The sequence below is a fragment of the Microbacterium sp. UBA7513 genome (assembly GCF_002478345.1).
GTDB lineage: Bacteria > Actinomycetota > Actinomycetes > Actinomycetales > Microbacteriaceae > Microbacterium.
The window spans coordinates 9,181-28,876 of record NZ_DLNJ01000029.1 but is presented as its reverse complement, the minus strand read 5'-3'; the positions used below and the strand labels follow the sequence as shown (position 1 = coordinate 28,876).

General features: G+C 68.3%; 23 protein-coding genes, 1 tRNA gene and 1 other RNA gene. 10 read left to right on the top strand and 15 right to left on the bottom strand.

Features of this window, described 5'->3' with window-relative positions:
• Positions 1-78 precede the first annotated feature (78 nt).
• The 4 genes from B2W79_RS15235 to B2W79_RS15220 all read left to right on the top strand — a co-directional run bounded on the left by B2W79_RS15235 (position 79) and on the right by B2W79_RS15220 (position 1,896).
• Positions 79-771: an SOS response-associated peptidase gene (locus B2W79_RS15235; RefSeq protein WP_071328449.1), complete on the top strand. Its 693-nt coding sequence runs from the start codon at positions 79-81 to the stop codon at positions 769-771.
• Positions 772-915: 144 nt separating this feature from the next.
• Positions 916-1,257, top strand: coding sequence for a hypothetical protein (locus B2W79_RS15230; protein ID WP_025103253.1), 342 nt, complete (start codon positions 916-918; stop codon positions 1,255-1,257).
• A 64-nt stretch (positions 1,258-1,321) separates the two neighbouring features.
• Positions 1,322-1,591, top strand: coding sequence for a hypothetical protein (locus B2W79_RS15225; protein ID WP_292790872.1), 270 nt, complete (start codon positions 1,322-1,324; stop codon positions 1,589-1,591).
• Between the two features lie 29 nt (positions 1,592-1,620).
• Positions 1,621-1,896 (top strand): hypothetical protein, encoded by a 276-nt coding sequence (locus B2W79_RS15220; protein ID WP_292790869.1) that lies wholly within the window; start codon positions 1,621-1,623, stop codon positions 1,894-1,896.
• Between the two features lie 199 nt (positions 1,897-2,095).
• Here the strand turns inward: B2W79_RS15220 and B2W79_RS15215 are convergent.
• Positions 2,096-2,168: transfer RNA gene (locus tag B2W79_RS15215), tRNA-Lys, on the bottom strand.
• Between the two features lie 155 nt (positions 2,169-2,323).
• Between B2W79_RS15215 and B2W79_RS15210 the strand changes: the two genes are divergently transcribed.
• The 3 genes from B2W79_RS15210 to B2W79_RS15200 all read left to right on the top strand — a co-directional run bounded on the left by B2W79_RS15210 (position 2,324) and on the right by B2W79_RS15200 (position 3,955).
• The gene (locus tag B2W79_RS15210; RefSeq protein WP_292790866.1) at positions 2,324-3,121 is read left to right on the top strand and encodes an inositol monophosphatase family protein; all 798 of its coding nucleotides are present in this window, start codon (positions 2,324-2,326) and stop codon (positions 3,119-3,121) included.
• A gap of 15 nt (positions 3,122-3,136) precedes the next feature.
• Entirely contained in the window at positions 3,137-3,688 is a 552-nt protein-coding gene (locus tag B2W79_RS15205; RefSeq protein WP_292790863.1) for a hypothetical protein, read from the top strand.
• Between the two features lie 90 nt (positions 3,689-3,778).
• Entirely contained in the window at positions 3,779-3,955 is a 177-nt protein-coding gene (locus tag B2W79_RS15200; protein WP_158698530.1) for a hypothetical protein, read from the top strand.
• 56 nt (positions 3,956-4,011) lie between these two features.
• On the opposite strand, the gene B2W79_RS15195 is transcribed toward B2W79_RS15200, so the two are convergent.
• Positions 4,012-4,326: a hypothetical protein gene (locus tag B2W79_RS15195; RefSeq protein ID WP_071328444.1), complete on the bottom strand. Its 315-nt coding sequence runs from the start codon at positions 4,324-4,326 to the stop codon at positions 4,012-4,014.
• Between the two features lie 195 nt (positions 4,327-4,521).
• On the opposite strand from B2W79_RS15195, the gene B2W79_RS15190 reads away from it, so the two are divergent.
• The gene (locus B2W79_RS15190) at positions 4,522-4,866 is read left to right on the top strand and encodes a hypothetical protein (RefSeq protein WP_292790855.1); all 345 of its coding nucleotides are present in this window, start codon (positions 4,522-4,524) and stop codon (positions 4,864-4,866) included.
• Positions 4,867-5,077: 211 nt separating this feature from the next.
• Here B2W79_RS15190 and ssrA read toward each other — a convergent pair.
• Positions 5,078-5,447: a transfer-messenger RNA gene (gene ssrA, locus B2W79_RS15185) on the bottom strand.
• A gap of 140 nt (positions 5,448-5,587) precedes the next feature.
• On the opposite strand from ssrA, the gene B2W79_RS15180 reads away from it, so the two are divergent.
• Complete coding sequence (locus B2W79_RS15180) at positions 5,588-6,250, top strand: SIMPL domain-containing protein (protein ID WP_292790852.1); 663 nt, start codon at positions 5,588-5,590, stop codon at positions 6,248-6,250.
• 10 nt (positions 6,251-6,260) lie between these two features.
• Here the strand turns inward: B2W79_RS15180 and hflX are convergent, their stop codons facing one another.
• Positions 6,261-7,772, bottom strand: coding sequence for a GTPase HflX (gene hflX / locus B2W79_RS15175; RefSeq protein ID WP_292790850.1), 1,512 nt, complete (start codon positions 7,770-7,772; stop codon positions 6,261-6,263).
• Positions 7,773-7,838: 66 nt separating this feature from the next.
• Between hflX and B2W79_RS15170 the strand changes: the two genes are divergently transcribed.
• Complete coding sequence (locus B2W79_RS15170; RefSeq protein WP_292790847.1) at positions 7,839-8,480, top strand: class I SAM-dependent methyltransferase; 642 nt, start codon at positions 7,839-7,841, stop codon at positions 8,478-8,480.
• Positions 8,481-8,501: 21 nt separating this feature from the next.
• On the opposite strand, the gene dapF is transcribed toward B2W79_RS15170, so the two are convergent.
• The 11 genes from dapF to B2W79_RS15115 all read right to left on the bottom strand — a co-directional run bounded on the left by dapF (position 8,502) and on the right by B2W79_RS15115 (position 19,454).
• A complete protein-coding gene (dapF, locus tag B2W79_RS15165) occupies positions 8,502-9,374 on the bottom strand; it encodes a diaminopimelate epimerase (RefSeq protein WP_292790845.1) in 873 nt (290 codons plus the stop codon).
• A 9-nt stretch (positions 9,375-9,383) separates the two neighbouring features.
• Positions 9,384-9,932: a dihydrofolate reductase family protein gene (locus B2W79_RS15160; RefSeq protein ID WP_071328438.1), complete on the bottom strand. Its 549-nt coding sequence runs from the start codon at positions 9,930-9,932 to the stop codon at positions 9,384-9,386.
• A 34-nt stretch (positions 9,933-9,966) separates the two neighbouring features.
• On the bottom strand, positions 9,967-10,878 hold the full coding sequence (miaA, locus tag B2W79_RS15155; protein ID WP_292790840.1) for a tRNA (adenosine(37)-N6)-dimethylallyltransferase MiaA: 912 nt from the start codon (positions 10,876-10,878) through the stop codon (positions 9,967-9,969).
• Positions 10,875-12,419, bottom strand: a complete 1,545-nt coding sequence (gene miaB / locus B2W79_RS15150; RefSeq protein WP_292790838.1) for a tRNA (N6-isopentenyl adenosine(37)-C2)-methylthiotransferase MiaB — start codon at positions 12,417-12,419, stop codon at positions 10,875-10,877. The genes miaA and miaB overlap by 4 nt, the downstream gene beginning before the upstream one ends.
• 49 nt (positions 12,420-12,468) lie before the next feature.
• The gene (locus B2W79_RS15145; RefSeq protein WP_292790836.1) at positions 12,469-12,942 is read right to left on the bottom strand and encodes a regulatory protein RecX; all 474 of its coding nucleotides are present in this window, start codon (positions 12,940-12,942) and stop codon (positions 12,469-12,471) included.
• Between the two features lie 389 nt (positions 12,943-13,331).
• Positions 13,332-14,405 (bottom strand): recombinase RecA, encoded by a 1,074-nt coding sequence (gene recA / locus B2W79_RS15140; protein WP_414683553.1) that lies wholly within the window; start codon positions 14,403-14,405, stop codon positions 13,332-13,334.
• 223 nt (positions 14,406-14,628) lie between these two features.
• The gene (locus B2W79_RS15135; RefSeq protein WP_063250563.1) at positions 14,629-14,856 is read right to left on the bottom strand and encodes a DUF3046 domain-containing protein; all 228 of its coding nucleotides are present in this window, start codon (positions 14,854-14,856) and stop codon (positions 14,629-14,631) included.
• On the bottom strand, positions 14,856-15,224 hold the full coding sequence (locus B2W79_RS15130) for a helix-turn-helix domain-containing protein (RefSeq protein ID WP_373270486.1): 369 nt from the start codon (positions 15,222-15,224) through the stop codon (positions 14,856-14,858). The genes B2W79_RS15135 and B2W79_RS15130 overlap by 1 nt, the downstream gene beginning before the upstream one ends.
• Before the next feature lie 147 nt (positions 15,225-15,371).
• A complete protein-coding gene (locus B2W79_RS15125; RefSeq protein WP_063250564.1) occupies positions 15,372-15,878 on the bottom strand; it encodes a CinA family protein in 507 nt (168 codons plus the stop codon).
• Positions 15,868-16,602 carry a CDP-diacylglycerol--glycerol-3-phosphate 3-phosphatidyltransferase gene (gene pgsA, locus B2W79_RS15120; protein ID WP_280559496.1) on the bottom strand — a complete coding sequence of 245 codons (735 nt, stop codon included), beginning with the start codon at positions 16,600-16,602 and terminating at the stop codon, positions 15,868-15,870. Before pgsA ends, B2W79_RS15125 begins: the two co-directional genes overlap by 11 nt.
• Positions 16,603-16,709: 107 nt before the next feature.
• Positions 16,710-19,454: a DNA translocase FtsK gene (locus tag B2W79_RS15115; RefSeq protein ID WP_292790822.1), complete on the bottom strand. Its 2,745-nt coding sequence runs from the start codon at positions 19,452-19,454 to the stop codon at positions 16,710-16,712.
• Positions 19,455-19,696: the final 242 nt, after the last annotated feature.

Sequence of the window (19,696 nt, the reverse complement as noted above, 5' to 3'; positions counted from 1 at the left end):
CCGGATGTCCGCGCCGTGCCTCATGATGGAGGCGATGCGGGCCGCGGCGCGAGCGACCGGCGAGACGGAGGCGATGACATGTGCGGACGATTCGCAAACGACGCGACGACGGACGAGCTGATCCGGGAGTTCGTCGCCGAGGGCGGCCGGCCGGAGGACTGGTGGAAGTCCTGGCACGGCGCCTACTCGATCGCGCCGACCGAAAGCGCCCCGATCGTCCGGGACCGCGGTGAGGGCCGCATCCTCGAACTCGTGCGATGGGATTGGCAGAGTCCCCCCAACCGTCCGCAGCGCGCCCCGCTGATCAACGCCCGGATGGAGAAGCTCGCCGCCGGGTTCTGGGCGCCGGCGTTCTCCGCGGCGCGCTGCCTTGTACCGATGCGCGGGTACTTCGAATGGACGGGCGAGAAGGGGCACAAGACCCCGCATTTCCTCCACGGAGACGGCCTGCTCGCCGCGGCCGGTCTCACTTGGTCGATGGAGCATGCGGGAGAGAAGGTCCGCTGCTTCGTCGTCGTCACCCGAGAGGCGCGAGACGCCGGCGGCGAGGTGCACGACCGGATGCCGGCGTTCCTGACTCCCGACACCTGGGACGCCTGGCTCGCACCGGAGAAGCTCACCGGGCAGACCAAGCTCGACACGCTGGCGATGCTCGATCACACCTCCGCCGATGTCGCCGCGACGCTGCACGGCTACGTCGTGGACCGCAAGGTGAGCAACACGCGCACCGTCGATCCCACGGATCCCACGCTCCTCGCCCCGGTCGGGTGAAACGCGGCGACACGCGCGGACGCACGACACCCCGGTGGGATAGGAGATCGGGCGGATGTGTGACACGCTGAGCACACCCACACCAGCGGTCACCTCGGCCGCGCCTCTTAGCACAGGTTCCCGTGGAGAGAAGGGAATCTTGCGATGGGCAAGTTCATCTACGAGAACAGCGTCAAGGTCGACATCGAAGACCGCGCTCTCACGCACATCCAGCTGGTCATGACCGCGAAGCTCCGCCGTGGCGAGCCCTTCGGCTTCACCTGGAAGGACGACGTCAGCATGGGCGGCGGCCGCACGACGGTCTGGATCCATGCCGGAAGCTCACTGGTGTACAAGTACCATGGCAGTCGCCAACCCAGCGTCAACCGCGCCTGGATCGAGGCCCTCGCATTCACCGCGAATGCCCCGAGCGGTCTGTACCTCGTCCCCGAGCCCGCGGACCAGCAGCAGCCGGACGGCAGCGAGAGCGCTCTCACGCGGTCCTAACACGCTCGCCTGCGGGGTTCAACCCCTCTTGTCGGGTCTTGAGGTGATTCGTACCGTGGAGCGCATGGGGAACCAGACGGGAATGACGACGACGCACATCGAGATCGATGGGCACGACTTCCTCCTGCCTCGCAGCACGGATGTCGCGGACCTCATGTCTCGCATCGAAGCGGCGGCGCGCTCGCAACCGACGTTCGTCGACTTGGCGACGGGCGACACGCTCACGAGCGTGCTCATCACCGCGCAGTCCCGCGTCGTCGTCTACCTGATCCGCGAGGACGCGGGCATGGACTCCCCCATCGACTCCCACTCGTCGCTGGACTGGGACCTCTGATAGAACCGCTGAACTCGTAAACTGAGCGGATGCTCGTCGCACTCATCCGCCCCCGGGGATCCATGACCGTCGACGTCACTGGCATCTCGCTGGAAGACGTCCACACTCAGCTCGATGCGCAGCGCGAGCCGGGCTACGCTCTGACGTCCGCCCCGGTGCGCATGCTCAAGGGCGAGGCGAAGATGGAGGCGACGGGAACGTTCCAGCGCATCGACGGCGTCGAACAGATCGAGGCCGACGACATGGCGGGCATCGAGGCGAAAGTCCCCGAGGGCTGGCAGCTGCTCTCCGTCCGCCGCGCCTGACCCTCAGCCTCGCCCGCCCACCCGCAGCGTGCGTTCTCGATCCGGCCTCGCGCACCGTCGCGTCTGTCCCGCTGCGGGTGCGAAACCGTGCCTTCCCTGGCCGCGAGAGGCACGATTTCGATCCCGCCCGGAGCGATGCAACCCCAAAGCAGGCAGAGAAAAAGCCCCGGAGATGGCGAGATCTCCGAGGCTTGTTCCGTGCACCCCCAGGGACTTGAACCCTGAACCCACTGATTAAGAGTCAGTTGCTCTGCCGATTGAGCTAGAGGTGCGTGGCCCGGGATAACCCCGACCGAGGAATTACATTACCAGCGGTTGGCGCCGACACGAAATCCGCCGCGGCCCGGGCGTGGCCCGGGCGTTTCGCCCGCCGATCCTGGCCGATGGTCTCTGCGGGCGCGGTCGGGGCGACGACTATCCTGAGAGCGTGACCGCCACTCCCGACGCCGCCGACCTGCGCGCCGACCTCCAGCTCGCCCTTCGCCTCGCCGATGCCGCGGATGCCCAGTCCCTCCCCCGCTTCGACGCCGCCGATCTGGAGATCTCCACGAAGGCGGACCGCTCGCATGTGACGGACGCCGACCTGGCGACGGAGCGAGCGATCCGCCGGATCCTCGAGGAGGAACGCCCCGACGACGGCATCTTCGGCGAAGAGTTCGGCGCCCAGGGCAGCACCGCCCGGCAGTGGATCATCGACCCGATCGACGGCACCGCGAACTTCCTCCGCGGCGTCCCTCTATGGGGGACGATGATCGCCCTGGCGATCGATGGCGTGCCCCGTGTCGGCGTGGTCAGCATGCCCGCCCTCGGGCGGCGCTGGTGGGCCGCAGCAGGACACGGCGCTTGGACGGTGAGCGACCGCACCGAGCGCCGTCTCACCACCTCCACCGTCTCCTCGCTGGACGATGCCAGCGTGAGCTTCCAGAGCATCGCACAGTGGCGCGACGCCGGACAGCTGGATGCCCTGCTGCGCCTGAGCGAGCGTGTCTGGCGCGATCGGGCGTACGGCGACGTCTACGCCTACATGCTGCTCGCCGAGGGACGGCTGGAGGCAGTAGCCGAGTTCGATGTGAAGGAGTACGACATCGCGGCGGCCGTGGCGATCGTCCAGGAGGCGGGCGGACGCATGACCGCGTTCGACGGCTCCGAGACGATCTCCGCCCGCTCGACGCTCGCTACCAACGGCACCCTTCACGACGACTTCCTCCGTCTCCTGCACGACTGACTCTCCGAGGCCACGATGACCACCCGACGATTCGCGATCCTGACCGGTCTCGTGCTCGCGGGTTCGATCCTCACCGCATGCACCGGTGGAGGCGCGCCCGGTCCGTCGCCGTCGCAGGGCTCCGTGACGCCCACGGCAGACGCCGGCGCGAGCACGGCGCCGGGCGGCGACGAGCTGACGTGCGAGTCCATGATCTCCGAAGGCACCGTCGCGGCCCTCACCGACGCGGGGTGGACCGCCGAGCCACGCGAGTTCCGCGTCGGGGGCGTCGAGCTGACCCAGGGACTCCTCTGCTTCTGGGCCGACTTCGGCGTTCCCTCGGACCATGGTCAGATGTACGGCTGGTCCCTCGTGTCCACCGAGGATGCGGAGCGCGCACAAGCTGGCCTCGTGGAGGAGGGCTGGCGGAGCGAGGAAGACGCGCAGGGCGTGTACGTCACCGAAGACCCGCAGTTCGCCATGAGCACGGACGAAGACGGGTACGGTATGACCTACCTCTTCGGCGATGGCTGGGTGAAGGTCGCCGACACGAAGCAGGGACTCCTCCTCATCGAAGGACAGAGCTGACGGCGCACACCATACGGCCCGCGGTGTCAAGCGGCTGGGCCTGCGGCCGCGGATCGACGAGGGTGGAGGCATCCGAGGAAAGGAACGCCCATGGGTAACGACAGCGACCGCAACGACATCAGCACTGAGCCCTCCCCCGGCCCCGAGGAGAACGACAACCTCGGCGCCGAGGACAACAAGGGCGAGCCGCGCACCGTTCCGCCCACGGACGGATCGGATGACGACGGCGACGACGTGCTCGCCGAGGACCCCGACCGCTCGCACTGAGCCCGCTGTCCCGATGACAGGAGCCCCGCCTCGCACGAGGTGGGGCTCCTGCACTGTCACTCCGTCGTCGAACTCTGGACGATCTCGTCGACGAGCGTGATGCCTCCGGTCGAGTTCGCCGACTGCATGAGGTCGTCGATCCACTTCGGATTGAGCTTCGGCGGCTCCCTCCCTTCGAAGGTGAAGCGCAGCGGGATCGACGGGTGGAGCCAGATGGTGGAGCGTCCGTATGCGTCGCCTTCGGGGTGGGTCCACGATACCGTGAAGCTCTCGTTGCGTCGCAGCTTCGTCGCGATCACGACCTTGAGGTGCGCGAGCGCGCGGTCCTCGATGTGGAGCTGGCTCGTGCTGTCGTACATGATGAACCCCATGACCGAATGCTAGGCCTCGCCTGCCCCGGCCACCAGGGCTGCCCTGCCGCGTGCATTCCTGAACCAGCGCCCTCCTGGTGTCCGTTCGCGTCCCCCGAAGAGGGGACAGACACCCGGCGCTCGCGCCTGCGATCATCGCAGTGGGGGAGTCGAACGGGTGGGCGCTGTCCCGCCGATCGGGGAAGGAGACTTCTGATGACGACCGACATCATCGCAGGGCCGTTCCTGACGGCTGTCCGTCAGGCCTGGGATCGCGCACGCGGAACGCTGATCGTCCCCCGGGAGTTCACGTTGACGGAGCTCGCGGCCGGAGCAGGGTCGCTGAGCGCAGAGGTTACCGACTCGACGGGGACCCGGTTCGGCTTCCGCGTTCCCCTTCCGGCGGCCGCCCGGTGGGAAGGGAAGGCGCAAGGCGGCGAAGGAACTCCGGAGCACTGGGCGCTGTGGAGCGTCATCATCCCGCTCATGGAGGAGCTGGAGACGGACGGCGGACGCCGCTTCACCCCCGATGCCGACGGCGTCCGCTGGGTGACCGCGTAAACGATCACGGTCACCGCGCCGCGGAGCCTATCGTACGTCCGCCCGTCGTCGCCGACGTAGCTCAGCGCGATGGTCACGTTCGTGGCGAGGTCCCCCCGCCGGCCCAGCACCCACGCTGCGGGGGTCTCGGCCTCCTGTTCCCACGACGCGAAAAGGCCCGCCTCCCTGGTGATCACCAGGGAGGCGGGCCTCATTCAGTGTGACAGCGACCTGGTGGAGCTGGGGGGAATCGAACCCCCGTCCAACGCTGAGTCTCCACGCCTTCTCCGGGCGCAGTCTGTGGAAGCGTTCTGCTCGGCTCCGACCTTTGTCACAGACACCTAAGTCGACGAGCCCAGCCTGGGAGGAGTCCCACGTGACGTCCAGACGCCGTCACGCAGCAAGATTCCTAGATGACGCCAGGATCCGTATCGGAATCACCTACGGTCTGACGGACTATCGGGCTCGCTTAGGCAGCGAGGGCGAAGTCGTTGCGCTTGGTTTCGGCAACTATTGTTTTGCAGAGAGCGTTTACGAGATAACTCTGCATCCTCGGCCCGCTTCTCGTGGATTCACAGGCGCTGTCGAAACCGATCAGCCCCGTGGTCCTTCTCTCGAAGGAGCCGCTGTCACGCTGTGGAATTGTCAGCCTCGGACGACGAGCGCCCGAGCATCACAGACTACAACGTCTGCGCCTCCGCCGCCATTCCCGGCGGCCGTGCCCGTCGCGTAGAGTCGCCCCATGAGCGATGTGACAGTCACCGTCCGCGGCGAACACGAAGCCCGCCTGGCGCCCGAACGGGCGACCATCCGCGTCTCGGTGCGCGCCGAGGGTCCGGAGCGCGCGACCGTCGTCGATCACGTCATGCGCCTGGCTGAGCCGGTCCGCAGCAGCATCGTGGGACGCGTGGACGCCGGCTCCGCCCTCGACTGGAGCAGCACGCGGCTCTCCGTGCGCGCCGAGCGCCCCTGGAACGCCGATGGCAAGCGGCTCGCCGCGGTGTACTACGCGAGCATCGACCTGACCGCGACCTTCGCGGAGGCCTCCGAGCTCTCCCTCTGGATCTCCGACATCTCCGCGTGGGACGGTGTCGAGATCGGCGGGGTCGATTGGCACCTCACCCTCGAGACCCGCGTCCGCGTGGAACGGGAGGTCGCCGCACAGGCGGTCGGCGTCGCGGTGACGAGAGCGGAGGCTTACGCCACCGCTCTCGGCCTCGCCGAGGTGACGCCCCTGGAGATCGCTGACATGGGCCTGCTCTCCGCGGCGCCATCGCCCGGAGCTCCGCTGGGGAAGGCACGGGGTGCGGTCGCCTTCGCGGCCGACACCGCGCCGGCCATGGAGTACGAGCCGCAGGACATCGTCCTCACGGCGACCGTCGAGGCACGCTTCCTGGCTCGCTGAGCCTTGGTCGTCAGGCGCTGACGACGAAGTCCGCGAGGTCGGCGGCGAGCCGCTCGGACACGTGCGCGTGGACGGCGGTACCCGCCTCCCGATGCTCGACCGACAACAGCATCCCGGTCTCGTGGATCGCCGCGACGAGGTCGCCGCGGTCGTACGGGATCACGGCGTGGAGTTCCACGGCCGGCTTCGGCAGTGCCTCTTCGATCGCCGCGCGGAGCTCGACGATGCCCTCTCCGGAACGTGACGACACGAAGTGGGCCCGGGGCTCCAGGCCGCGCAGCACCAGCCGCTCGTCCTCCGGGATGAGGTCGGCCTTGTTGAAGACGACGATCTCGGGCATGTCGCGCACGCCGACGTCGCCCATCACGTCCCGCACCGTCTGCAGCTGGCCCGCCGGGTCGGGGTGCGACCCGTCGACCACGTGCAGCACGACGTCGGCGTCGCCGACCTCCTCCAGCGTGGAGCGGAAGGCTTCGACGAGCTGATGCGGCAGGTTGCGCACGAACCCGACCGTGTCGGTCAGCGTGTACACGCGGCCGTCTTCGGTCTCGGACCGACGGACGGTCGCATCGAGGGTCGCGAACAGCGCATTCTCCACGAGCACGCCCGCGCTCGTCAGAGCGTTGAGAAGACTCGACTTCCCGGCGTTCGTGTACCCGGCGATCGCGACGGAGGGGATGGTGTTCCGCTTGCGTTCGGCCCGCTTCGCCTCGCGTGCGGGCGCGAAGTCGCGGATCTGCTTGCGCAGGAGGGCCATCTTCGTCCGGATGCGTCGGCGATCGAGCTCGATCTTGGTCTCACCGGGACCGCGCGAGCCCATGCCCGCGCCACCGGCGCCGACCTGTCCACCGGCCTGTCGGCTCATCGACTCGCCCCAACCGCGCAGGCGCGGCAATAGATACTCGAGCTGCGCGAGCTCGACCTGGGCCTTGCCCTCCCGGCTCTTGGCGTGCTGGCTGAAGATGTCGAGGATCACGGTGGTCCGGTCGATGACCTTCACCTTCACGACGTCTTCGAGCGCGCGTCGCTGGCTGGGGGCCAGCTCGGTGTCGGCGATGACGGTGTCAGCCCCTACGGCCGCGACGATGTCCTTCAGCTCCTGCGCTTTGCCGCGTCCGAGATAGGTCGCGGCGTCCGGGTGCGGACGGCGCTGCAGGACGCCGTCGAGCACGACGGCGCCGGCCGTTTCCGCGAGGGCGGCGAGCTCGCGCAAGGAGTTCTCCGCGTCCTCCTGGGCCCCTTGCGGGTACACGCCAACAAGCACGACGTTCTCGAGGCGCAGCTGACGGTACTCGACCTCGGTGACGTCTTCGAGCTCCGTCGACAGACCGCCCACACGCCGCAGCGCGTGCCGATCCTCGAGGTCCCACTGGTCGCCGTCTGCCGTCGAGTGCGCGGCGGTGGCTTCGTCCTGGAGCGCCTGCGCGGCACCGAACGTCCGCACCTCCGAGCGCTTCTCTGCGTTCGCCAGCACGCGGTCGACCGTCTGGTCGTCGGTGGAGGGTGTCTTCGTCTCCGTCATCCGTTCCTGTCTCTGGTTTCCTCGCGAGCCTTAACCTTAGCCCGCGCCGTCCGGTACGCTCACCGTATGGGGTCCGACCACTACTTCACTGCGGCCCCGGCTAGCCCCGAGAACCTGCGCAAGATCCGCGTATCCCTGGCAGGACGTGAGCTCGAAGTGACCACCGCGGGTGGTGTCTTCAGCCCTGATCGACTCGACGCCGGCACCGCAGTGCTTCTCGCCAACATGCCTCCCGTTCCTCCCGGAGGTCATCTTCTCGACCTCGGCAGCGGGTGGGGGCCCATCTCCCTGTCGATGGCGTTGGCCGCACCGCACGCGACCGTCTGGGCGGTCGATGTGAATGAGCGGGCTCTGGACCTCGTGCGTCGCAACGCCGCCGCCCTCGGCCTCACCAATGTCAACGCGGCACTGCCCGAGGATGTTCCCGCCGATGTCACGTTTCGCACGATCCGGTCCAACCCTCCGATCAGGGTCGGGAAGAACGAGCTGCACGGTCTGCTGGAGAAGTGGATCCCGAGGCTCGACGAGCGCAGCGATGCGTGGCTCGTCGTGCAGCGGAACCTCGGCGCCGACTCCCTGCAGCGCTGGATCGCGGCGACCTTCCAGCCCGGCTACAGCGTCTTCCGGACGGCGACCGGCAAGGGCTACCGCATCCTCAAGGTGCGAAAGCACGGAACGCCCCCGACGGAGCCGATCGACGTCGTCTGAGAATTCCGCCGCTCGGCGGCCTCAGGCGAGATCGACTTCGCCCTGATAGACGAGCTGCGCCGACCCGGACAGCGCGACGTGCTCCCCGTCTTCGGCGGGGAACATGCGGACGCCCAGTGTGCCGCCCGGAACCTCGACCTGCCAGTTGTCCGGGGCTTGAGCGCCGGCCCAGTAGCGCACAGCGAGAGCCGTGGCGGCGACGCCCGTTCCGCAGCTCAGCGTCTCTCCGACCCCGCGCTCGAACACACGCATCCGCACGTGCCCGATGCCGTCGCGCACGAGGGGCTCACCGGGCACCACGAACTCGACGTTGGCTCCCGCGGGCGGAGCCGGCTCCAGCTCGGGCGTGCGGGTGAGTTCGAGGAGGCCGAGCTCCGCGTCGGACGCGAGCGCCACCACGACGTGCGGATTCCCGACGTCGATCCCCAGGCCCGGACGGGTGACGGTCAGCCCGTCCGCGCGCACCAGCGGGTCGTCTCCCGACAGCTTCCACGCGCCGAGGTCGACCTGATAGCCGCTCACGCTGCGCGTGACGTCACGGATCCCCGCTCGGGTGCCGATCGGAAGCGTGCTGCCGGGCTCGATCGCCGCGAGACCGGAGCGGACGAGGTAGTGGGCGAAGACGCGGATCCCGTTGCCGCACATCTCGGCCACGGAACCGTCCGCGTTGCGGTAGTCCATGAACCATTCGGCATCCGGCTCTTCTGCCAGGGCCGCTGCACCCTCCGGGATAGCGGAGGATCGCACGACGCGCAGCACCCCGTCGGCGCCGATCCCGAAATGCCGATCGCAAAGCACCGCGACCTGCTCCGCGGTCAGCTCCAGCCCGCCATCGGGGTCGGCGATGATGATGAAATCGTTGCCGGTACCGTGCCCCTTGGTGAATGCGACCATGCGACCAGTCTAGGGAGCCGAAGGCCCAGCAGCGGCTCCTGCGACGCGATAGCGCCCGCAGAGGAAGCTGCGGTTGCGGGCCACCTCGATCAGTTCCAGATCGAGTCGCCGCGGCAACAGCGGGGCCCCGCTGCCGAGGGTCACCGGTGCGTACTGCACCCAGACCTCGTCCAGCAGCCCCGCGTCGGCGAACTGCCCGGCGAGGTCTCCCCCACCGACCACCCAGAGATCCTTGCCACCCGCGGCGTCGAGCATCGCCGCGTGCACGTCGCGGATGTCGGCACTCGTCACCCGGACATCGGCCCCCTCCGGCACCGTGAGATCACGATGCGACAGCACCCACGTAGGCTGCGTGTACGTCCAGCGGCCCTCCTCGTGGCGCATGACCCACTCGAACGTGGATGCCCCCATCACGAGCGCACCGATGCTCTTCTCGAAGGCGGGGTACGCCATCGGGCCCTCCATGTCGATATCCTGGCTCAGCAGCCAGTCCAGGGAATGCTCGGCAGTGGCGATGAAGCCGTCCAGGCTGGACGCGGTGAAGTAGTGAGTGGCCATACGCGCATGCTCGCACGGGCCACCGACATCGCGGTCAGTCCCGCAACAGGTCGGCGACGGCCACGGGTGGCGTCACCCACTCCAGCTCCGGGTAGCGCTTGAACCACGACACCTGCCGACGTGCGTAGCGCCGCGTGAGCGCCTGCGTCTCGGCGATCGCCTCCTCGGCGGTGGAGCGTCCGTCCAGCTGTGCGAGCGCCTGCGCGTATCCGATCGCCCGCGGGGCTGTCGTCCCCCGCTCCAGACCGCGGTCCCGCAGCCCGGCGACCTCGGCCACCAGGCCGTGCTCCCACATCCGACGCACGCGCGCATCGAGGCGGGCGACGAGCTCGCCCCGATCCACGTGCAGCCCGATCAGACGCGTGTGCGGATACCAGAGTGTGGGTCTCTCCGGCAGTGCCGCTCCGTGCGTCGCACTCCCCTGCTCGACGACTTCGAGGGCCCGGACCACGCGTCGCCCGTTGCGCGGGTCCACCCGCGCCGCGGCCTCCGGATCGCGCACACGCAGCCGCTGGAGCAGCGACTCGACACCATCACGATCCAGTTCCTCCTCCAGACGCGCGCGGATGGCGGGGTCCCGAGGCGGAAAGTGAAACTCGTAGACGACGCTCGAGACGTAGAGTCCTGATCCGCCGACGAGGATCGCGTCGCCGCCTGCCGCGTGGATCCGCTGCACAGCCTTTCGTGCAAGAGGCTGATACCAGGCCACGGCGGCGTCCTGCGTCACCTCTCGCGCGTCGAAGAGGTGGTGCGGAATGCCGCGACGTTCGGCGACCGACAGCTTCGCGGTGCCGATGTCCATGCCGCGGTAGAGCTGCATGGCATCGGCGTTGACGATCTCCGCCGGGTTGCCGCGCTGTCGGAGCTCCTCGGCGAGATCGAGCGCCAGATCGCTCTTCCCCGTGCCGGTCGCGCCGACGACGGCCCAGAGCCGAGGCGCGGTCACACTCCGATGCGGAGGGTCGGCAGGCCGAGGGAGACAGCGCGCGGAGCGCCGTCGCTCGGTGCCGGCACGGCGCACGACTCGGCCTGTCCCCGATCCCAGGCGTCGCCACCGCGCGTCCGGCGGATGCGGAGCGGGGCACCCGTCGGGTCGTCGGCGAGGAGGTGGAACGGCGCGGCGTGCGTCACCGTCACCGTGACGACGTCACCCGGCCGCGGCAGCTCCGACCCGGGAGTGACCTCGAAGTGCACGAGCCGGTTGTCCTGCGCCCGCCCGGTGAGGCGACGCGTCTCCGTGTCCTTCTTGCCTTCGCCCGTGGACACGAGAACCTCGACCTCACGGCCGACCTGCTTCTGGTTCTCCTCGAGCGAGATGCGCTCCTGGAGCGCGATCAGCCGGTCGTAGCGCGCCTGCACGACCTCCTTGGGCACCTGGTCGGGCATGGTCGCCGCCGGGGTCCCTTCACGGATCGAGTACTGGAAGGTGAAGGCGCCGGAGAAGCGCGACAGCTCGACGACGCGCATCGTCTCCTCGAAGTCCTCCTCGGTCTCGCCGGGGAAGCCGACGATGATGTCGGTCGTGATGGCCGCATGCGGGATGCGCTCGCGGACGCGGTCGAGGATGCCCAGGAAGCGCTCGCTGCGGTAGGAACGGCGCATCGCCTTGAGGATCCGGTCGCTCCCCGACTGCAGCGGCATGTGGAGCTGCGGCATGACGGCGGGCGTCTCCGCCATCGCGTCGATCACGTCGTCCGTGAAGGCGGCGGGATGCGGGCTCGTGAAGCGGATGCGCTCGAGGCCCTCGATCTCGCCGGCGGCACGGAGGAGCTTGCCGAACGCCTGACGGTCGCCGAACTCCACCCCGTACGAGTTCACGTTCTGCCCGAGGAGCGTCACCTCGATGGCGCCGTCTTCCACCAGCAGGCGGATCTCGTTGAGGATGTCTCCCGGCCGACGGTCCTTCTCCTTGCCCCGGAGGCTCGGGACGATGCAGAAGGTGCAGGTGTTGTTGCAGCCGACGGAGATCGACACCCAGCCGCTGTGCGCGGAGTCGCGCTTGGTGGGGAGGGTCGACGGGAACACCTCGAGGGACTCGAGGATCTCGAGCTCGGCATCGCCGTTGTGGCGCGCGCGCTCCAGGAGACCGGGCAAGGACCCCATGTTGTGCGTGCCGAAGACCACGTCGACCCAGGGAGCCTTGTCAAGCACGGCCTGCTTGTCCATCTGCGCCAGGCAGCCGCCGACGGCGATCTGCATCCCGGCCTTGCGGCGCTTGACGGCGGCCAGGTGCCCGAGGGTGCCGTACAGCTTCCCGGCGGCGTTGTCTCGGACGGCGCAGGTGTTGATGATCACCACGTCGGCTTCGGCTCCGGCCTCAGCGCGGATGTAGCCGGCGCTCTCCAGGGATCCGGACAGACGCTCGGAGTCGTGGACGTTCATCTGGCAGCCGAAGGTGCGCACTTCGTAGGATCGCTGGCGCCCGTCGTCGTCGACGGCCGCCGACGACGCGCTGATGATCGTCGGTTCGCTGCGGGGGATAGTCATGATGCTCCCATTGTACGAGCGTCACCGAGAGCCGATCGCGTGCGAACCGTCAGTCGGAATCCACGAACCGGACGCCGGAGGGGCCCCCGCCGAACGAGGCTTCCCGCAGCGCCGTCTTCGCCGCGTTCATGGCGACCGCTCCCCCGTACCCGCGGCGAGCCAGCTGTCCGACCAATCGGCGAAGCGCCGCGTCCGGATCGAGACGTCCCATGGAGCGGGCCTTGGTCCGGGCGAACTCCAGCGCCCGCTCGGCGTCGTCGTCGGGAAGCTCGTCGAGAGCCGCGTCGATGACCTCACGGGGGATGCCCCGCTGCGACAGCGCTCGGGAGAGGGCGACCCGGCCCTGCCCCTTGCGTTCGACACCGGCCGTCACGAGGAGCTCCGCGAGCACGGCGTCGTCGAGGTAACCCCGCCGTACGAAGTCGTCGATCACGTCGTCGATGGCGTCCGTGGCGAGTCCGTGTCCCTTCAACACCAGCCGGGCCTCGGAGATCGACAGCGACCGCGTTCGCAGCTTCCGCACCAACGACTCCTCCGCCGTCGTTCGGATCTCCTCCGCCGACGCGTCGCTCTCTGCGTCCGTTCCCTCTTCTGTCGCTCGGGACACGCCGCCGACGGCGCGCAACCTGGTGGTCTTCCCGCCCACGGAAGCGGCTCGCGTCGAGGCACCACGAGCGGGGTGCCGGGCGCTGGGGGAACCATCGTCAGCCGACGATGATCCTGCGGGCGCGGGCTCGTGCCACGTCGAGCGCCAGAGTCCCGCAGCGTCCGCCTGCGACCCAGACCGCACAGGCCGAGCGGACGACGGGTCGTCTGCCCCGCTATCAGCCGGACGCTCGGTGCGCGCAGCTCCGCCGAAGAGAGGGATGATGGGGGCGATCCGCTCGGAATCGCCCCCACGCTGATCACTCATCAGGCCGGGCGACGCTCAGCCAGCTCATCAGCACCCGGAGCCGCGGCCGGGCCGCCGATACCGAGCTTCTGCTTGATCTGACTCTCGATCGCCAAGGCGATGTCGGCGTTGTTGAGCAGGAACGTTCGCGCGTTCTCCTTGCCCTGGCCCAGCTGATCGCCGTCGTAGGTGTACCAGGATCCGGACTTCTTGACGATCCCGTGCTCGACACCGAAGTCGATCAGGCTGCCCTCGCGGGAGATACCGACGCCGTAGAGGATGTCGAACTCCGCCTGCTTGAACGGCGGGGCCATCTTATTCTTGACGATCTTGACGCGGGTGCGGTTACCTACCGCGTCCGTGCCGTCCTTGAGCGTCTCAATGCGGCGGATGTCCATACGCACGGAGGCGTAGAACTTCAGCGCCTTACCACCGGCGGTGGTCTCGGGCGAGCCGAAGAACACGCCGATCTTCTCGCGCAGCTGGTTGATGAAGATCATCGTCGTGTTGGTCTGGTTGAGCCCACCGGTGAGCTTGCGGAGCGCCTGCGACATGAGGCGGGCCTGCAGACCGACGTGGGAGTCGCCCATCTCGCCCTCGATCTCGGCCTTGGGCACGAGCGCCGCCACCGAGTCGATGACGATGATGTCAAGGGCGCCGGAGCGGATGAGCATGTCGGCGATCTCGAGCGCCTGCTCACCGGTGTCGGGCTGGGACACGAGCAGCTGGTCGGTGTCGACGCCGAGCTTCTTCGCATACTCGGGGTCGAGGGCGTGCTCGGCGTCGATGAACGCAGCGATGCCGCCGGCCTTCTGCGCGTTCGCGACGGCGTGGAGGGCCACGGTCGTCTTACCGGAGGACTCCGGACCGTAGATCTCGACGACGCGGCCGCGCGGGAGACCGCCGATGCCCAGGGCGATGTCGAGGGAGACCGAACCCGTCGGGATCGACTCGATCGGCTCCCGGACTCCTTCGCCGAGGCGCATGATCGCGCCCTTGCCGTAGTTGCGGTCGATCTGTCCGAGGGCGGCGTCGAGGGCCTTCGACTTGTCGCCGCCGGTGGGGATCTGCAGGTTCTTGGGTGTACGCGCCATGACCTCTCCTAAGGTGTCGTTTCCTGTGAGACCAACGCTAGAAGACGGCACTGACATGAGGACAGAGGAGGATTCTCCCCTGTGGACAGTCGGCCACTCGTGGTCACAGGTCCCGTGATTCGCTCACCAGCATAGCCCATATGGGAACAGGTGTTCGATATATGTCGGCGTGTCGGGCGAAGATCTGTCCGAACCACCAGGCATGCCGCAGCCCCGGATGAGGTCAGAACGGCGTCGACCGGGGCTTCTCCTTGCCGAGGCGACGGGAATCGGGGACGCCCATCGAATCGCACACGGCGATCCAGATGTCGCGGGGTTCGATGCCGCGACGGAACGCCTCGGCGGCGGTGATCGACCCGATGCTGCTCAGGGTGAGGTCGGTGTGGAGTGAGGCCGCGCGAGCCTCACCGAACTCCTCATTCATGAGGGTCCAGTAGAGGGTGTGGCGCATTACGGCTTGGCTGCCAGCCGCGGAGACGGATATCCGCCGGGGTGTCCGAGGATCTTGTCCGAGAGCTCCTGCGGGATGGTGTCCGGGATCTCGACGCCCTCTGCCAGGGCGAAGCGATCGGAGACCTCGGTGAGCAGCGCCGAGACGGGGAGATCGAGGGCTTCGCAGATCGCCGACAGGAGTTCGGAAGAGGCTTCCTTCTGTCCGCGTTCGATCTCGCTGAGGTAGCCGAGCGAGACGCTGGCTCCCGTGGAGACATCGCGCAGCGTCCGTCCCTGACGGCGGCGAGCGGAACGCAGGGCGTCGCCGATTTCAACTCTCAGTAACATTGTGCGTCCCTCCCTTTGCTCGCGCGATCGTGCATTCAACTTTACAGCCCGGCCGCGCGGACGCGCCAACCTGGGCGGGTGAGATCGGGGTATTGCCAGTCCTTTCGGAGAAACCGGCACGGTGGCATTTCAGTGCGTATGTCATGTTGATGAGACAACCGCTGAGACAGGGAACTTATTCCGCGCTCATTCACCGCCGGGACCGAAGGCGAGTTTCGTCGTGAACTCGCCGAGGCGCTCGACCATGGTCTCGACCGTGGCCCGCCGGATCGCCTCCCGGTCCCCCGTGAAGTGATGCTCGAGGACTTCTGCTCGGGAGCCGAAGGCGACAGCCGTGAAGACGAGTCCGACCTCCTTGCCGTCCTGCGGATCGGGTCCGGCGACCCCGGTGCACGAGACCCCGATGTCGGCGATGCAGGCGCGAGCGGCTCCGACGGCCATCTCCGCGGCGACGTGCGGGTCGACGGGTCCGGTCTCCTCGAGACGGTCGGCATCGACCCCGGCAAGGGTCGCTTTGAGGTCGGTGGCATAGGTGACGAGTCCCCCGCGGACGACCGCGGAGGCGCCGGGGACGTCGACGAGAGTGGAGATGAAGCGTCCCGCGGTGAGCGATTCCGCCGAGGCGACCGAGAGTCCCAGCCGCGTGCACGTGGCGATGATGCCCCGGCACGTCGCGAGAAGGTCAGCGGCCATCGTCGGACTGTGACTGGCCCGGAGTGCCGTCATCGCGAGTGCCACCAGGGTTGCGTTCGCCGAGGTTGCCGCCGCTGTCCGCATTGCCGGCAGGTGCGCCTGCCTCCCCCGCATGCGCGGCGCGGGCGAGCTTCGCCGCCTGGATGCAGTAGTCGACGCCGGTGACGATCGTGACGATGATCGCGGCGACGAGGACGAGCCACGCGATGACGAGGAGGACGACGGCGACGGTCCCGGGCACGAGGAACGCGAGCGGCTTCCACAGGAGCAGGAGGCCGATCGCCACGGTCTGGAGGACGGTCTTGATCTTGCCGCCGCGGGAGGCGGGCATGACGGCGATGCGGATCATGAAGAACCGCAGCACCGTGATGCCGAGTTCCCGCACGAGGATGATCACGGGCACCCACCACGGGACCTCGCCGACGACGGCGAGGCCGATGAGAGCCGCTGCCATGAGCGACTTGTCGGCGATCGGGTCGGCGATCTTGCCGAAGTCCGTGATGAGGTTGTACTTGCGGGCGAGGTCACCATCGATCTTGTCGGTGAGCATCGCCAGGAGGAACACCGCGAGCGCCCACCACCGCATCGTCATGTTCTGCCCGCCGTCGCCCAGAAGCAAGACGAGGAAGACGGGAACGAGCAGGATCCGCACGACCGTCAGCGCGTTGGGGAGGTTCCAGTTGCTCGGGGCGGCCTCGGGTGGGGTCTCAGCTCGATCGTTCACACCTCAACCCTATCGGAGACCCCAGGCAATGAGACGGAGCCGACCGCCCATCGTAGGCGATCGACTCCGCAATCGTTATGCCGGCCGCCTCACAGCGGCCCGTGGCCTCAGCGGCCGGTGAGCTGCCAGGCGTCCTCTCCCGAGGCCTCGACGACCTCGAGTCCCGTCTCCGGGTCGATGTCGCCGACCCGCAGATCCTCGGCATGGCCGACGCCGTTGCCGTAACGGTCCTCCCTCGCCGAGGCGGTCCCCCGACTGTCATCGGACGCACCGTACTCGTCGCCGGAGTCACCGTAGTCGTCGTCGAAGTCCTCGGCGAAGTCATCGGCAGCCGAGGCACCCGCGGAGGGACCTGCCGCCTCGGCGGGTGGGGTCTCCCCCTTGATGACGGCCAGGGTCGCCGGCAGATCCTCGGGGCGGACGAGGACGTCGCGGGCCTTCGATCCCTCGGAGGGGCCGACGATGCCGCGGGACTCCATGAGGTCCATGAGGCGACCGGCCTTCGCGAAGCCGACACGGAGCTTGCGCTGGAGCATCGAGGTCGACCCGAACTGGGTGGTGACGACCTGTTCGGCGGCCTGGAGGAGGAGTTCGAGGTCGTCGCCGATCTCCTCGTCGATCTGCTTCTTCGGCGCCTCGACGGCGACGTCCTCGCGGTAGTTCGGGGTGAGCTGGCCCTTGACGTGCTCGACGACCTTCTCGATCTCGGACTCATTCACCCACGCACCCTGGACGCGCATCGGCTTCGCCGCACCCATCGGCAGGAACAGGGCGTCACCCTGCCCGATGAGCTTCTCCGCACCGGGCTGGTCGAGGACGACACGGGAGTCGGCGAGCGAGGACGTCGCGAACGCGAGCCGGGAGGGCACGTTGGCCTTGATGAGGCCGGTGACGACGTCGACGCTGGGACGCTGGGTGGCGAGCACGAGGTGGATGCCGGCGGCGCGGGCGAGCTGCGTGATCCGCTGGATCGAGGCCTCGACGTCGCGGGGGGCGACCATCATGAGATCGGCGAGCTCGTCGACGACGACGAGGAGGTACGGGTAGGGCTGGAGGACCCGCTCGGACCCGGGCGGCACCTGCACGCGGCCCTCGCGGACGGCCTTGTTGAACTCCTTGATGTGCTTGAAGCCGAAGTTCGCGAGGTCGTCGTAGCGGGCGTCCATCTCGCGCACGACCCATTCGAGCGCCTCGGCGGCCTTCTTCGGGTTAGTGATGATCGGGGTGATGAGGTGCGGGATTCCCTCGTAGATCGTCAGCTCCACGCGCTTGGGGTCGACGAGGATCATGCGCACCTCGTCGGGGGTCGCGCGCATCATGATCGAGGTGATCATCGAGTTGACGAAGCTCGACTTACCGGCACCGGTGGCACCGGCGACGAGGAGGTGGGGCATCTTCGAGAGGTCGGCGACGACGAATCCGCCTTCGACGTCCTTGCCCACGCCCATGACCATCGGGTGGTCGGTCTTGCGGGCGGCCTTCGAGCGGAGCACATCGCCGAGGGCGACGTTCTCGCGGTCGGAGTTCGGGATCTCGATGCCGATCGCCTTCTTGCCGGGGATCGGTGAGAGGATGCGGACGTCGGCGCTGGCCACGGCGTAGGCGATGTTCTTCGACAGCGCGGTGACCTTCTCGACCTTCGTGTCCGCACCGAGTTCGACCTCGTACCGGGTGACCGTGGGTCCGCGGGAGAACCCGGTGACCTGGGCGTCGATCTTGAACTGCTCGAGGACGTCGCGCAGGGCCTCGACGACGCGGTCGTTGGCCTCGGAGCGCTCCTTCGCGGGCGGTCCGGGGACGAGGTAGTCCGAGTTCGGCAGGGTGTAGGTGACGTCGCCGGCGAGGGTGAGCTGTTCGACGCGTTCGGGCAGCTGCTCGGTCGGGGGCGGTGCCGGGGTGTTTGTCGTCGGCACCGGCGCCGAGGCGGCAGCGGAGTTCGCGGTGTGCGCGACGGTCGGCGCGTCCTCCATGCCGATGGCCTTCTTGAGCGCCGAGGCCTCGCGTTCGGCCTTCGTCGGGCGGCGCTCCCCGGGCTTGAACTGGGGTTCGGTCTCGATGACCGTGGTCGCGGCCTCCTCGTCGGAGACCTCCTCTTCGCGGATGTAGGCCTTGTCGTAGGCCTTGTCGGCGAGGTCGTCGTCGACGGGGGTGTCGAGCTCGGGGATCTCGGTCTTCTTCTTCCGGCTGCGGCGCTTGGCGCCCATGACCGGTTTGAGGCTCGAGGTATGGGTGTTCTCGGCCACGAGATCGGTCGAGTTCGCCTCGGCGGTGTCGGCATCCTCGGCGTTCGGGGTCGGCCGGGCTCCGCCGGTCAGGCGCTGGTAAAGCGCGGTGAGCCGGGTCGGGATCGCGCGGACCGGGGTCGCGGTGACGACGAGGAGGGAGAAGAGTCCGAGGAGGACGAGCAGGGGGACGGCGACGTAGACGGTCGTGGCGATGACGAGCGGGGAGGAGATGACGAAGCCGAGCGCTCCGCCGCCGTTGGCCATCGCCTCGCGGGAGTTGACGAAGCTCGGGTTGCCCGCGGCGATGTGGGCGAGTCCGGCCGCCGAGAGGAGCAGCAGGACGATGCCGATGAGGATCCGGTTGTTGCCGCGGTTGTCGTCGCCGCGGAGGAAGAGGCGGATCGCATAGGCGAGGAAGACCACCGGCAGGGCGAGTGCGACGCGGCCGAAGGTGCCTTCGACGACGTTGCGGACCACATCGCTGATCGCGCCGGGGATGTTCCACCATTCGAAGGCGGCGATGACGATCGAGAGCCCGACGAGGAAGAAGGCCGTGCCGTCCCTCTTCGTCGGTGACTGCTCGTCCGGTTCGTCACTGAGGATCTTTCGCGCACGGTTTCCGGCCATGTGGGCCACTCCCCTCCACGCACCGGTGACAACGTTTGTCCCGGGGTCTTCGGTCCCCGCTTGTCCGGAACCGCCCTTCGCCTTGGAGGCCGCCTTAGAGGCAGAGCGCTTTCCGGTACCAGAAGCGGGGGAAGTCGTTCTGGTCGCCATGCTCCATATCCTAGGGCGATTCGGCGCGCGGGGCCTGCAAATCCGGAGGTCTCGGCGCGCCTTGAGGGTCGTGTTGCTTCGACGCGGTGATC